This window comes from Mycolicibacterium peregrinum (genome assembly GCF_001665625.1).
GTDB lineage: Bacteria > Actinomycetota > Actinomycetes > Mycobacteriales > Mycobacteriaceae > Mycobacterium > Mycobacterium peregrinum_B.
Window position 1 is genome coordinate 59,336 of sequence record NZ_LZSY01000061.1, and the last position, 12,783, is coordinate 72,118.

Below are 12,783 nucleotides of genomic sequence, written 5' to 3' on the forward strand. Positions count from 1 at the left end.
TCAGCGACCCGGCTTCCGCAGTCCCAGACGGGCCATAGACCGCCGATGCGGCTGGGCACGGCGGATGGCTCGCCGCGCCGCGCGGCGCTGCTGCGGCTTGTCATCCCACGATTCGGGGTGGCTGGCCACCCACTTCTTGGTGCGTATCGCAAACGGGATGTGGATCACGTAGGCCACGATGATCACCATGATCACGATGTAGCCGTAGAACACCGACGCCGCCACACCGATCGCGACGAGAGCGAGCAAGGGCGCCACCATGTTCGGCGGCACCGAGAAGGTGTGGATCTTGCGCATCGGGATCCGGCTGACCACCAGAAGCGAGACACCGATCATCCAGATCGACACTGCCCACTCGCTGGTCCACCACCCGTCGCCGAACTGCATCTTGGCCGCGAGCGGCCCGATGGCACCGAGCGCGCCCGCCGGCGCAGGCATGCCGACGAAGTACTCCTTCTCGTACGCGGGCTGATCCACGTCGAGCAGCGCGTTGAACCGGGCCAGCCGCAGCACGATGCACACCGCGTACAGCAGCACCACGATCCAGCCGATCCGCGAATGCGACAGCAGGGTGCCGTAGACGATGAATGCCGGGGCGACACCGAAATTCACGGCATCGGCCAGCGAGTCGATCTCCTCGCCCATCTTGGAGGTGGCGTTGAGCATCCGGGCCACCCGGCCGTCCAGCGCGTCGAGGATCGCCGCGACCGCCAGAAATGCCATCGATTCGGTGGGCCGGTCGTCGAGCGCCATCTTGACCGCCGACAGGCCCAGGCAGATCGCGGCCACCGTCATCGCACTCGGCAGCATCCGCACGCTGAACGGCGGCGGCTTCATGCGGCCCTTGATCAACGACGGGGGCCTCATGCGCGGCTTGATCATGGCAACTCCGCCAGGACGGTTTCTCCGGCCAGCGTCCGCTGGCCGGGGGTGACGAGAAGTTTCGAACCGGCAGGTAGGTAGGTGTCCAACCGGGAGCCGTAGCGGATCAGACCGTAGGTCTCGCCGATGGCCAGTTTGTCGCCGACGCGGGCGTTGCACACGATGCGCCGGGCGATCAGGCCGGCGATCTGCACCGCGATCACCTCGGTGCCCTCGGGAGTGCGGATCACGACGCTGTTGCGCTCGTTGTCCTCGCTGGCGGCTTCGAGTTCGGCCGAGTGGAACCGCCCGGGGCGATGCTGCACCGCGACGACGTCACCGCCGATCGGGGCACGCTGCACGTGCGCGTCGAGAACCGACAGGAAGATGCTGATCCGTGGCAGCGGGGTGTCGGGCAATCCCAGTTCGGCCGGCGGGACCGCGTCCCCGATCAGACACACCAACCCGTCGGCGGGAGCGACCACCACTCCGGGGCGCGTGGGCGCCACCCGGGCCGGATGCCGGAAGAACGCTGCGTTGGCGCCGGCGGCCAGCAGGCCGGCCCGGCGCACCCAGCGGTGCTTGCGGCCCAGGGCCGCAACGGCGAGGCTGGCGCCGACGAACGGCAATCCCGCCGAATGCATCGGCGGAACACTGGATCGCACCAGCGCCACGAGGCGTTCTGGTCCGGACTGCTGGAGGTCGGGGCGTCTGGCCATCGGGAGGATTCTACGTGCGCCCGGTAGCGGAATTGCTAGCTCAGGTCCCAGACGGGAACCGTCGACCCGGCCGAAAGTTCGGTGACGTCCTCGGCGATCTCCAACAGACAGTTCGCCGAGGCGAGCCAACGCAGATGATGTGACGCCGGGGGGCCGTAACTGCTGACCGTATCTCCGGTCAGAACACCCCGCCGGAACTGCCGTTTTCCGCGCGGTGAGGTCAGGTCCTCGGTCAACTGCGCGGTGCGCCGGGGCCGGTCCGGTTCGGACCGGCCCATCGCCGCACGCAGCGGTGAGCGGACGAACACCTCGAAGGACACCAGCGCGCTGACCGGGTTGCCGGGCAGCGTGATGATCGGGACCCCGTTGACGGTGCCTGCGCCCTGCGGCATGCCCGGCTGCATGGCCACCTTGACGAACTCCACCTGATCCGACAGTGAGTCCTTGACGACCTCGTACGCGCCTGCGCTGACCCCGCCGGTGGTGATGATCAGATCGGCGTCGCCGGCGTGCTCGGCCAGCGCCGCTCGGAACGCGTCGACGTCATCAGCAGACATCGGGGCGACGGTCGCCTGGGCACCCGCGTCGCGAACCGCCGCGGCCAGCATCACCGCATTGGACTCGTAGATCTGTCCTGGCTGCAGTTCGGCGCCAGGGGCCACGAGTTCGGTGCCGGTCGACATCACCATCACGCGCTGCGGCGGCAGCACGGGAAGTGTGGCCAGACCCAATGCCGCGGCCAAGCCGAGAGCGGCCGGGCTGATCACCTGGCCGGCGTGCAGCACGGTGGTGCCGGCCGTGACATCCTCGCCGGCGCGGCGGATGTGCTGGTTCTCCCGGGCCGCAGCGCGGATCGTCACCGTGTCCGTGGCGCCGTCGGTGGCCTCGACGGGCACTACCGCAGTGGCACCGGCAGGCAACGGCGCCCCGGTCATGATGCGGTGGGCGGTTCCGGGTTTCAGGATCAGCAGGTCGGTGCGGCCGGCGGGGATGTCCTCGGCGACCGGCAGCCGAACCGGCGCGTCCTCGGTCGCACCTGCGACGTCGTCGGCGAGGACCGCGTAGCCATCCATCGCGGAGTTGTCGAAGCCGGGCAGCGACAGCGGGGCTACCACATCGGCGGCCAGCACCAGGCCGAGTGTGTCGGTCAGCAATAGGTCTTGTGGTGCTCGGGATTTCAACAACCCCGCGACCACCTTCTGGTGTTCTTCGACGGTCCGCATCGTCACACCGGGAAGCTGACGCCGGTGAGCTCTTCCGACACCGTCCACAGCCGGCGCTGCAGGTCCTCGTCATGGGACTGCTTGCTGGAGGACACGAGCTTCGGGTAGCCGCGCACTTCCCGGAATCCGTCCGGTCCGTAGTACTGGCCGCCGCGAACGTCGGGATCGGTGGCCGCGCGGAGTGTGGCCAGTGCGCCCTTCAGCGCACTGTTGACGAGCAGGCTGGTGAGTTGGTCAACGCCGGGCAGCCCGGCGCCGGGGATGTGGCGGGTGAGCTCGGTGGCCGACACCCCGGGGTGGGCGGCCACCGCGATGGTCGGCTCGTTCTTGGCGGCCAGCCTGCGTTGGAGTTCGTAGGTGAACAGCAGGTTGGACAGCTTGGACTGCCCGTACGCGGCCACCCGGTTGTAGCTGCGCTCCCACTGCAGGTCGTCGAAGTGGATCGCGGCCTGGATGCGGTGCGCGACGCTGGCGACCGCGACGACACGCGACCCGTCGACCGGCAGCAGATGATCGAGCAGCAGCCCGGTCAGCGCGAACGCGCCGAGATGGTTGGTGCCGAACTGCAACTCGAAGCCGTCGACAGTGGTCTGCTTGGGCGGGTACATCACCCCGGCGTTGTTGATCAGCAGGTCGATCCGCGGGTAGGCGGCCTTGAGTTCGTCGGCCGCGGTACGCACCGAGTCCAGCGAGCCCACATCGAGGTGCTGCAGCTTGAGGTCGGCCTTCGGCACGGCGGCGGTGATCCGGTCGACGGCCTCGCGCCCCTTGTCCAGATTGCGCACAGCGACGACGACGTGCGCGCCCTTGGCGGCGAGCACGCGGGCGGTCTCATAGCCCAGCCCGGTATTGGAGCCGGTGACGATCGCGATCCGTCCGGACTGATCGGGGACATCGGCCTCGGTCCACTTGGAATTGGCGCTCATGGCTCGAACTCTACGGGTGCACCCGTGTGCCTCACACCGTTGCGATCACCGACGCCGAGGGCATCGTGCGCATCACGTGATCGATATGGATCTGGCTTGCGATGTATCGGCTGTTGTCCGCGACAGCGGCCAAACCCGTCCGGGCCAGCGAGTTACCGTCGGGCAGCCCCGCGTAGTACAGGCCTGGGAGGGCCCCGAGGATCCCGCCCTGCTGCAGCGGCACCCCGTTCTCGTCGAGCGCATATGTGGGCAGGATCTGATAGTCAGGGCGGAATCCGGTGCACCACACGATGGTTGAGATGTCGTGGTGGGCCAGGTCGAGCCGGGTATCGAAGCCCGTGATCGCATCGAGGTTCACGACGGGTGTCGTTGCGGCCTCGGGGGCGACGAAGCCGCGGTCGCGCAGCCCGGCGTCGATCTTGTTGATCACCTCCCGGAGTGAGAGTGCGGATGCCTCGGCGATGTCGACGACGTTGTCCTCCAGCGTCAGCACGGTTGCCCGCGCCCCGCGCGCCGAACCGACCAGTACGACGCCCTTTTCGGCCAATGTGCCGAGATTGAGTTCGGCGGTGCCGAGCCGGTTGCCGCACACCGGCAATCCGGGTAGCCGGGAGCTGTCGTCGGCGCCCGCGTTGACGAAGTCGTCATACAGCGAGAACACGTGCATCCATTCGTGGATGGTGCGGCCGCGGTAGTGCCGCGGCCAGGCTCGGTGCCGTCCCACCGACAGGAAGATCCGTCGGCCGGCGTCTATCAGTTCATCGGCGATCTGCTGACCGCTGATGCCCGTGCCGACCACCAGCACCGCTCCGTCCGGAAGCGAACCGGGATTGCGGTAGTCGGCCGAATGGGTTTGGTGGATGGCCGAATCGATGTCGCAGGACAGGATGGGCTTGCGTGGCTGGGCGTAGCCGCCGACGGCTGCGACGAGGTTGCGCGATTCCACCGTCTCGCCGTCGTGCAGGCGTGTGCTGAACCGCGTGTCCTCGTCGGAGGCGCCGAACCGACTCTCGACGGCCTGTACCGGTGTGTGCTCACGGACGGTCAGGTCGCGGTCCTGTACATAGCGCCGCAAATGGCAGGCCACCTGCGGTCCCGAGGGCAAGGCGAACGGGTCGTCGCCGTCGTAATCCCACCCGGGCAGCCGGATCGATCGGTTTCCGCTCCCGACGAGCAGGCTGTCCCACCGTTCGTGCGCCCACCGTTGGCCGACCTCGCCCTTCTCGAACACGATCGCGTCGTGCCCGATGTCCTGGAGTGCTCCTGCTACGCCACAGCCTTGTTGACCGGCGCCGATGATGACGGTCTCGATGTATTCGTTCCCCATGGGAGAGTCCCGCTTTCCGTGAAGAATTAGTTAGGGTTACCTAACAAGAGCACTTCAAGTCGGCTTCAGATCAAGGTCGTGAATGGGGTGGGTGACATGAGTGACGACTTCATCGGCATCGGTGCCGCCGCGCGGCGGTTCGGTCTCGCCGAATCGGCGCTGCGGTACTGGGAGAAGCGCGGCCTGCTCCATCCGGCCCAGCGCCGGTCGAGTTGGCGGTTGTACGGCCCGGAGCAACTCCACCGCATCGGGCTGATCAAGATGTGGCGGGAAAGCGGCCTCATGAGTCTGGATGAGATCGAGGCAGTCCTCACCGCGGGTGGCCGTGACTGGCGCGACGCTGTGCGCGACCGCCTCGGGGAGATCGAGCACCAACAGGATCGCCTGGCGAAAGCCAAGGTGCACCTTGAGCATCTATTGACCTGTCCGGATGCGAATCCGGCCGAGGACCGCCCGTACCTGCGGACGATGACGGCTGAACTGCCTTCCGCCTAAGTGGGGCCGTGGTGGGGCATGCTCGGTTCATGGACAGTGCAACCGGTCTGACACTGCGCGATCCCGCCCAGCGGCCCAGTCGCAAGGCGCCGCTGGTGTGGGCACTGGGCGCGGCCATCCCATGGGTGGTACTGACACTGGCGCAGTTGATCTGGTTCGCGATCGACCAGCGGATGCTGTGGCTGCACGGCACCGCGGCGGTCGTCACGGTCCTGGGCGCGGTGCTGTTCATCGTGGTGGTCCCCATGTGGCGTTACCGGGTGCACCGGTGGGACATCAACCTCGGGGCTGGGACCCCGGCGGTGTACACCCGCACGGGGTGGCTGGTGCAGGAGCGGCGGATCGCGCCGATCTCGAGGGTGCAGACCGTGGACACCCACCGGGGCCCGCTGGACCGGATGTTCGGCCTGGCCAACGTGACGGTGACGACGGCATCCTCGGCGGGCGCGGTGCGGATCGTGGCGCTCGACGACGACGTGGCCGATCAGGTGGTGGCGCAGTTGACCGACATCGCGGCGATCGGCGAGCAGGACGCCACATGAGCCTGCCTGCCGGGCCCGCCGTCGAGCGGCAGTGGCAGCGGCTGAGCCCGCGCATGCTGCTGGTCCACCCGGTACATGAAGTGCTGCAGCAGATTCCACTGCTCATCGGCGCGGTGGTGCTCGGCTCGGCGACCGGCAACCAGGGCTGGACGATTGCGGCGATAGTGCTCACCATCGGCGTCGGCCTGGCGCGGTGGTTCACCACCAGCTACCGCATCGAACCCGACGAGGTCCAACTGCGCACCGGGCTGCTGCAACGCAAGACGTTGTCGGTGCCGCGTAACCGGATCCGGTCGGTCTCGACCGATGCGCGGCTGCTGCACCGGCTGCTCGGGCTGACCGTGCTGCGGATCAGCACCGGACAGGAAGCCAAGGGCGACACCGAATTTGCCTTGGATGCGGTCGAGGCGCAACAGGTGCCGAGGCTGCGCGCGATCCTGCTCGCCGATGCGGTTCCGATCGCCGAGGCGCCGGCAGGCCGCGAACTGGCCCGCTGGCAGCCCTCCTGGCTGCGCTACAGCCCACTGAGTTTCACCGGCCTGGCCATGATCGCAGCGGCGGTCGGCGTCGTCTATCAAGCCGGTGTCGGTGCCGCGCTGCGCGACTCAGAGCTGGCCCAGTCCGGGATCGCACTCGTCGAACGCCTCGGGACCCTGGCTGCCGTGGTGGCCGGCGCGCTGGTGGTCCTGGTGGCCTCGGTGGTGCTGTCGGTACTGCGGTCGTTGCTGACCTATGGAAACCTGGTGTTGCGTCGGGATTCCGATGTGCTGCACATGGAGCACGGCCTGCTACGTCGGCGCGAGCACACCTACGACATGCGGCGGCTGCGTGGCGGCACCCTACGCGAGCCGCTGTTGGTCCGTGCGTTCGGTGGCGCCCGCCTGGACGCGGTGATGACCGGCGTCGGCGGCGAGGGGGAGGCCTCACTGCTGCTGCCACCCTGCCCATCCGACACGGCCAGGGGAGTGCTGGCCGAGTTGATCGGCAATCCAGGTGCCGTCGAAGCGCCGCTGGTGGCCCACGGGCCGGCGGCGGTGCGGCGGCGCTGGACCCGCGCCCTGGCGCTGCCCGCGGTGGCCGGCGTGGCGTTGCTGGCACTCGGGGTGCCGGCGTGGGCGTGGGTGCTGTGGGGGTTGTCGGTCGGGTGCGCGGCTCTGCTGGCCGCGGACCGGGCCCGGTCCCTCGGGCACCTCGTGCGCGACGGCTGGCTGGTCGCCGGCGCCGGCAGCTTGGAGCGGCGCCGCGACCACCTGGCTGCCGCCGGGGTCATCGGATGGACGGTGCGGCAGACGTTCTTTCAGCGTCGCGCCGGTGTGGCGACCCTGATCGCCGCGACCGCCGCCGGGGAGAAGCGCTACGCCGTGATCGACCTCCCCGCTGCACAGGCGTGGTCCGTGGCGGCGGCTGCCTCGCCCTGGGTGGCCGACAACAGGTGGGCCTCCGGACCGGCAGGCCCCGAGTTGCGCTGAATTCGCGGACGTTTACTGTCGCTGCATGGCTATCGGTGGAGTGCTGTTCGACATCGATGGTGTGCTGGTGACCTCCTGGCAGCCCATTGACGGCGCGGCGGAAACTTTGCGGATGCTGGCCGAGCGGCAGATCGCCCGGTCCTATCTGACGAACACCACCACCCGGACCCGCGCGCAGATCGCCGACCTGCTGACCGCCGCCGGAATGGACGTCGCCGCCGACGAGGTGATCACCGCGGCCGCCCTGACCGCCGAATACGTCCGCGACCGCTATCCCGGCGCCCGATGCTTCCTGGTCAACAGTGGGCAGATCGGTGAGGACATGCGGGGCGTCGACGTGGTCTATTCGAGCGAGTTCACCGGCCCTGCCGCACCCGACACCCCCGACGTGGTGCTGCTCGGCGGCGCCGGGCCGGAGTACAACCACCTCACGCTCAGTTGGGTCTACGACTGGATGGCCCAGGGCGTGCCCGTCGTGGCCATGCACCGCAGCACCGCGTGGAACACCACCGACGGCCTGCGGGTCGACACCGGCATGTATCTCGCCGGGATGGAAGCGACCTCGGGCCGCAAGGCCACGGCTGTCGGCAAACCCGCCCCGGAGGGGTTTCTGGCCGCGGCCAACCGCCTCGGCGTCGACCCCGAGGAGATGTACATGATCGGCGACGACCTGAACAACGACGTGCTGGCCGCCCAGGTGGTGGGCATGGCCGGCGTTCTGGTGCGTACCGGGAAGTTCCGTCAGTCCACGTTGGATCGTTGGGCCGCAGACGAATTCGCGATGCAGCCCAACCATGTCATCGACTCGGTCGCCGATTTGCCGGAGCTGCTGGGCTTGTAGGCCGCGGTGTGCTCGGCCGCGCCGGGCCGCGCCGGCCGCTCGGCCGCGCCGTTTTCTACACCCGGGTCGCGATTCTTCAACGAGGACGACCCCTGGGTAGAAATCGGCGCTCGCAGGGCCCGCGGGAAGTGCGCTCCTACACCGTGTAGCGGCGGTCGTACCCGGCCTGACGGTCGGCGATCTGCTGCGCGCGGTCGTAGTCGAGCTGGTCCGGGTTGTAGTTGGGATCGTTCGGGTCGTTCACGATGTCCGGGACCTCCGACGCCTTCACCACTCGCGTCGTCACCTTCGGCATGTTCGTGGCGTCCGGGTCCACCCCTTGGAAGCGCATCGAGATGGTGCCCTGGTTCAGGCCGCCGGTCGACACCCAGTTCGCCACGCCGGGATCAGTCTTGGACACGACGATGGTGTACGTGCCGTCCGCGTTCTTGATGGCCTGGCTGTTGTTCAGGCTGGTCTGCTGATTGCGGGTGTCGCCGGTGATGGTCCAGTCATTGGTCACCGGCACCACGAAGTACTCCGCATCACCGGGATCGACGGTGATGACCATCGCCTCGTCGTCCTTGAGCTGGAAGTAGCCGGCGCTCTGCAACTGCGTGGAGAGGAACTGTGCGTTGTGCTGCGGCTGGGACAGCACGTTGGGCGCTCCGGTGGCGGTCGCCACGGACATGTAGGTGTTCTCGCCATTGATTCCGGTGACCAGCATCAGGATGGCCGTCTCGGCGGACGACAACAGCAGCGGGGCCTGGTCGAACGCCGGGACGATCGACACCAGGCTCATCAGGAGCGGATTCTTCACCACCGTCTCGCCGATGACCGGGATCGCGAATCCGCCGATCTGGCTGAACAGGCTGCTGGGCGGCCCTGCGGTCTTCTCGATGGTCAGCGTCATGGGCGTCTCGGTGTTCCAGTCGCCCAAGGTGTTTCGGGTAGCGAGGATGGTCGAGTTGGCCGGGGCCTGAATGTAGTTCATGCCCTTCTCTGGGTTGGCCGGTGCCCCATTGGGACTCACCACGATGGTGAACGTGCCGTCGTCGCGGATACTCAGTTCTTCGCCGTTGAGATTGGCGGCGGTGACCCCGTTGATTCCGGTGAGCACACTGAAATTGGTGTTCGCCGAAGTGGGGTGGGTACTCGGGTCGGCCGGGTCATACCCCGCGACCTTGCCCTCGATCTGGTAGGTCGATGCGCCGTTGATACCGGTGAAGCGGTAGACGGTATCGGGGTTGTCGTACCAGATCCGGGTGCCGCCGGCGTTCTGCCCGTTCCAGCTGTGCGGTGGGTTGACCTGCAGCAACAGCTTCGGATCGTTGGAATTCAGCAGCAGGAACTCGGTCGCCGACTGGTTGGCGAACTCGGTGGCGGCCTGGTTGAGCTGGGAGAAGTTCGTGAAGTCGGGTCCACCGACGGTCGCGAAGTTCTTGGCCGCCTCGACGTACCAGGCCGCCATCAGGACCACCTTGGCCAGCTGGACGAACGGTGTGTTGACGATCTGGCTGACCTGTTGTTCGGCCGCGAGCTGGTCCTCGGTGGCCAATATGCTCGTCGCCTGCGTGGTCACCTGGGATGTCACCTCCGGAGTCACCTGCGACGTCGTCTCCGGTGTGGTCACGCGTCCGATGGGGACGAGGCCCTGGCTGCCATCGCGGCGCGACCAGCCCAGCAGCGCCGCCAGTCCGAGGTCCTGCAACGGGCTCACCGGAGTCTCCGGGAGACGCGGTTTGAGCCGCTCCGTGGCCGCCGCCACGATCTCGGGTATGGACTGCGCCGCCGGAGCCTGCGTGCGTGCTGACGCCGGGATCAGGCGATCTACAACGTCTTTCGCCACCGTCTTGGTGACGACCGTCAGTGTCTCCAGTGGCGCGGTTGCCTCGGCCTCGACCTCGGCCTCGGCGGACTGCGGCCGGTTGTCCAGTGCGGCCGACAGCTTGCGGGGTGTGTCGGTGGCCTTGGTGAAGGCCCGCGACACCGACTGCCGCACATTGTCGGCCGCGTTCTCGACGGCATCGGCCGCCGCGGATTTTGTGGTGCCCTTGCTGCTCTTTCCGTCCTTGCCGTCTGTCCTGCGGTCGGTCGATGCTGCCGCCGAACGACGCTCGCCGACCTTCGAACTGCCGAGCGCGGACTCCACCTTGGCGGCCGCGTCACTGACCCTCTTGGCCAGCTTCTGCGGGTCCGAGAAGGACGGTTTGCGGGGGCCCTTCTTCGGGGTCGAGCTGTCGGTCTTGGTACTGCCGGTCGCCTTTGAATGTGTTCCCGACGAGTCCGAACCGCCGGTGTCGGCGGAGGCGATCGCGGTGCCGTTGGCCACCGCCACACCGATTCCCAGTGCGACCGCGAGCGTGCCCACCCGCCCGATGAACCGGGCGCCTCCAGTGGTAGCGGATGTCGTCGGCATAGCCTCTCCCCCAACTGTTCTGGCTGCAACAGAACGCAATTGGCCGACTGTAACAAGTTCCAGTTGAGTCTCGGGGGAGTTTGAGGGACTCAGATTTTTATCGCGATCGCACGCCGCGTCCGCCTGTGTCAGGCCTTCAGATCCCGCACGGCTTCGATGCGTGCCTTCAACTGATCGGTGGTCGCTGCAGCCACCGGGGGCCCGCCGCAGATGCGACGCAACTCGTTGTGGATCCAACCGTGCGGCTTGCCGGTGCGGTGATGCGCGATGGTCACCAACGCATTGAGTTCACGACGCAACTCGCGCAACTGGCCGTGCGTGGTGCGCGACGGCGGCGGTCCACCCGACACGGCGGCCTCGGCTGTGCGCTTGGTGAGTTGCTCATCCTGCCTGCGCCGCAACAGGTCTCGCATCTGCTCGGCATCGAGCAGGCCGGGGATGCCCAGATAGTCGGCCTCCTCGTCACTGCCGGCCGGCGTTGCAGTGCCGAAGGATGAACCGTCGAAGATGACCTGGTCCAGCTCGGCGTCGGCACCCAGCGACTCGAAACCGTTCTCCAGCTCGCCCTTCTCGTCCTTGCGCTTCTCGGCAGCTTCGAGTGCCTCGTCATCCAGCCCGTCGGATTCCCGGTGCGGCTTGCCCAGCACGTGGTTGCGCTGGGCTTCCATCTCGCTGGCCAGGAGCAGCAGGTTGGGCACCGACGGCAGGAAGATGCTGGCGGTCTCACCCGGGCGGCGCGACCGCACGAACCGGCCGATGGCCTGCGCGAAGAACAACGGCGTCGAGGCGCTCGTGGCGTACACGCCGACCGACAGCCGCGGCACGTCGACGCCCTCGGACACCATGCGGACCGCGACCAGCCATCGGCTGGTGCTCGCCGAATACTGACTGATCCGGTCGGACGCGCTGGGGTCGTCGGACAGCACCACGGTGGGCACCTCGCCGGTGATCTTGGTGAGCAGATCGGCGTAGGCGCGGGCGGTGGTCTGGTTGGTGGCGATGATCATGCCGCCGGCGTCGGGCACATGCTGACGCTTCTGCTGCAGTCGTTTGTCGGCGGCCGCGATGACCGCGGGCATCCACTCGCCCGTCGGGTTCAGCGCGGTGCGCCAAGCCCGTGCGGTGTGCTCGGCGGTCAGCGGCTCGCCGAGGCGCGCCGCGTGCTCCTCGCCGGCACTGTCGCGCCAGCGGGCCTCACCCGAGTAGGCCAGGAACACCACGGGCCGGACCACGCCGTCGGCCAGCGCGTCGGAGTAGCCGTACACGTGGTCGGCCTGCGAGCGCTGGAATCCGGCCTCGTCGGGCTCGTAGTTGACGAACGGGATCGGGCTGTCGTCGCTGCGGAACGGGGTACCGGTCAGGGACAGGCGCCGCGTCGCGTCGTCGAAGGCTTCGCGCATCGCGTCGCCCCAACTCTTCGAGTCACCGCCGTGGTGGATCTCGTCGAAGATGACGAGCGTCCTGCGGTTCTCGGTGCGAACGCGGTGCCGGGTGGGGTGGCTGGCCACCTGGGCATAGGTGACGACGACGCCGTGGTACTCGGCCGAGGTCTGGGAGTCGGAGTTGCTGAACCTCGGATCCAGTGCGATGCCGTTGCGTGCCGCCGACTCGGCCCACTGGATCTTGAGGTGTTCGGTGGGCACCACCACGGTGATCGCGTCGACTGTGCGGTCATTGAGCAGTTCGGCCGCGATTCGCAGCGCAAACGTCGTCTTCCCCGCGCCAGGGGTGGCGACCGCCAGGTAGTCCCGCGGTTTTGCCGTCAGATATTTCACCAGCGCCTTGCGCTGCCAGCCCCGAAGTGCCTGGGTGCTGGGCGCTGCATCAGCCCGCACCCTAGGACTCCTCTCCGTCGGAAAGCAGTCTAGGCCAGCGCGTTACGTCGGCGCATATCCGCAGGAGCTCGCCGGGCGTGTCGCTCGCCGAGCTGGTTGTCTGCCGCCGACCCGGGTCGTTCGCTCATCCGTGGTGTGCCGTATTCA

11 protein-coding genes are annotated in these 12,783 nt (G+C 67.9%); 4 read left to right on the plus strand and 7 right to left on the minus strand.

Going from position 1 to position 12,783, the window contains the following annotated elements:
- From pssA to A5779_RS08030, 5 genes are read right to left on the minus strand one after another with little or no spacing between them, the layout of a single operon-like run.
- Positions 1-882, minus strand: coding sequence for a CDP-diacylglycerol--serine O-phosphatidyltransferase (pssA, locus tag A5779_RS08010; protein ID WP_064880630.1), 882 nt, complete (start codon positions 880-882; stop codon positions 1-3).
- On the minus strand, positions 879-1,580 hold the full coding sequence (locus A5779_RS08015; RefSeq protein ID WP_064880632.1) for a phosphatidylserine decarboxylase: 702 nt from the start codon (positions 1,578-1,580) through the stop codon (positions 879-881). The genes pssA and A5779_RS08015 overlap by 4 nt, the downstream gene beginning before the upstream one ends.
- A 35-nt stretch (positions 1,581-1,615) precedes the next feature.
- Positions 1,616-2,803, minus strand: a complete 1,188-nt coding sequence (gene moeA / locus A5779_RS08020; RefSeq protein WP_064880634.1) for a molybdopterin molybdotransferase MoeA — start codon at positions 2,801-2,803, stop codon at positions 1,616-1,618.
- A gap of 2 nt (positions 2,804-2,805) precedes the next feature.
- Positions 2,806-3,729, minus strand: a complete 924-nt coding sequence (locus A5779_RS08025) for an SDR family NAD(P)-dependent oxidoreductase (RefSeq protein WP_064880636.1) — start codon at positions 3,727-3,729, stop codon at positions 2,806-2,808.
- A 31-nt stretch (positions 3,730-3,760) separates the two neighbouring features.
- Positions 3,761-5,056: a flavin-containing monooxygenase gene (locus tag A5779_RS08030; RefSeq protein ID WP_064880639.1), complete on the minus strand. Its 1,296-nt coding sequence runs from the start codon at positions 5,054-5,056 to the stop codon at positions 3,761-3,763.
- A gap of 96 nt (positions 5,057-5,152) precedes the next feature.
- On the opposite strand from A5779_RS08030, the gene A5779_RS08035 reads away from it, so the two are divergent.
- Genes A5779_RS08035 through A5779_RS08050 form a run of 4 tightly spaced genes read left to right on the plus strand, consistent with a single transcriptional unit; the run spans position 5,153 to position 8,403 of the window.
- The gene (locus tag A5779_RS08035; RefSeq protein ID WP_064880641.1) at positions 5,153-5,551 is read left to right on the plus strand and encodes a MerR family transcriptional regulator; all 399 of its coding nucleotides are present in this window, start codon (positions 5,153-5,155) and stop codon (positions 5,549-5,551) included.
- A 29-nt stretch (positions 5,552-5,580) separates the two neighbouring features.
- Positions 5,581-6,093: a PH domain-containing protein gene (locus A5779_RS08040; protein ID WP_110777020.1), complete on the plus strand. Its 513-nt coding sequence runs from the start codon at positions 5,581-5,583 to the stop codon at positions 6,091-6,093.
- The gene (locus tag A5779_RS08045) at positions 6,090-7,562 is read left to right on the plus strand and encodes a PH domain-containing protein (protein WP_064880643.1); all 1,473 of its coding nucleotides are present in this window, start codon (positions 6,090-6,092) and stop codon (positions 7,560-7,562) included. Before A5779_RS08040 ends, A5779_RS08045 begins: the two co-directional genes overlap by 4 nt.
- A gap of 25 nt (positions 7,563-7,587) precedes the next feature.
- On the plus strand, positions 7,588-8,403 hold the full coding sequence (locus A5779_RS08050; RefSeq protein WP_064880645.1) for an HAD-IIA family hydrolase: 816 nt from the start codon (positions 7,588-7,590) through the stop codon (positions 8,401-8,403).
- 136 nt (positions 8,404-8,539) lie between these two features.
- Here A5779_RS08050 and A5779_RS08055 read toward each other — a convergent pair whose 3' ends face one another.
- Positions 8,540-10,801: a DUF1214 domain-containing protein gene (locus tag A5779_RS08055; protein WP_110777013.1), complete on the minus strand. Its 2,262-nt coding sequence runs from the start codon at positions 10,799-10,801 to the stop codon at positions 8,540-8,542.
- Positions 10,802-10,929: 128 nt separating this feature from the next.
- Positions 10,930-12,636 carry a DEAD/DEAH box helicase gene (locus tag A5779_RS08060; protein ID WP_055110517.1) on the minus strand — a complete coding sequence of 569 codons (1,707 nt, stop codon included), beginning with the start codon at positions 12,634-12,636 and terminating at the stop codon, positions 10,930-10,932.
- Positions 12,637-12,783: the final 147 nt, after the last annotated feature.

Excerpts from the sequence above, each read along its gene's own strand:
- pssA (WP_064880630.1), bottom strand. The coding sequence starts at position 882 with ATGATCAAGCCGCGCATGAGGCCCCCGTCGTTGATCAAGGGCCGCATG.
- A5779_RS08015 (WP_064880632.1), bottom strand. The coding sequence starts at position 1,580 with ATGGCCAGACGCCCCGACCTCCAGCAGTCCGGACCAGAACGCCTCGTG.
- moeA (WP_064880634.1), bottom strand. The coding sequence starts at position 2,803 with ATGCGGACCGTCGAAGAACACCAGAAGGTGGTCGCGGGGTTGTTGAAA.
- A5779_RS08025 (WP_064880636.1), bottom strand. The coding sequence starts at position 3,729 with ATGAGCGCCAATTCCAAGTGGACCGAGGCCGATGTCCCCGATCAGTCC.
- A5779_RS08030 (WP_064880639.1), bottom strand. The coding sequence starts at position 5,056 with ATGGGGAACGAATACATCGAGACCGTCATCATCGGCGCCGGTCAACAA.
- A5779_RS08035 (WP_064880641.1), top strand. The coding sequence starts at position 5,153 with ATGAGTGACGACTTCATCGGCATCGGTGCCGCCGCGCGGCGGTTCGGT.
- A5779_RS08040 (WP_110777020.1), top strand. The coding sequence starts at position 5,581 with ATGGACAGTGCAACCGGTCTGACACTGCGCGATCCCGCCCAGCGGCCC.
- A5779_RS08045 (WP_064880643.1), top strand. The coding sequence starts at position 6,090 with ATGAGCCTGCCTGCCGGGCCCGCCGTCGAGCGGCAGTGGCAGCGGCTG.
- A5779_RS08050 (WP_064880645.1), top strand. The coding sequence starts at position 7,588 with ATGGCTATCGGTGGAGTGCTGTTCGACATCGATGGTGTGCTGGTGACC.
- A5779_RS08055 (WP_110777013.1), bottom strand. The coding sequence starts at position 10,801 with ATGCCGACGACATCCGCTACCACTGGAGGCGCCCGGTTCATCGGGCGG.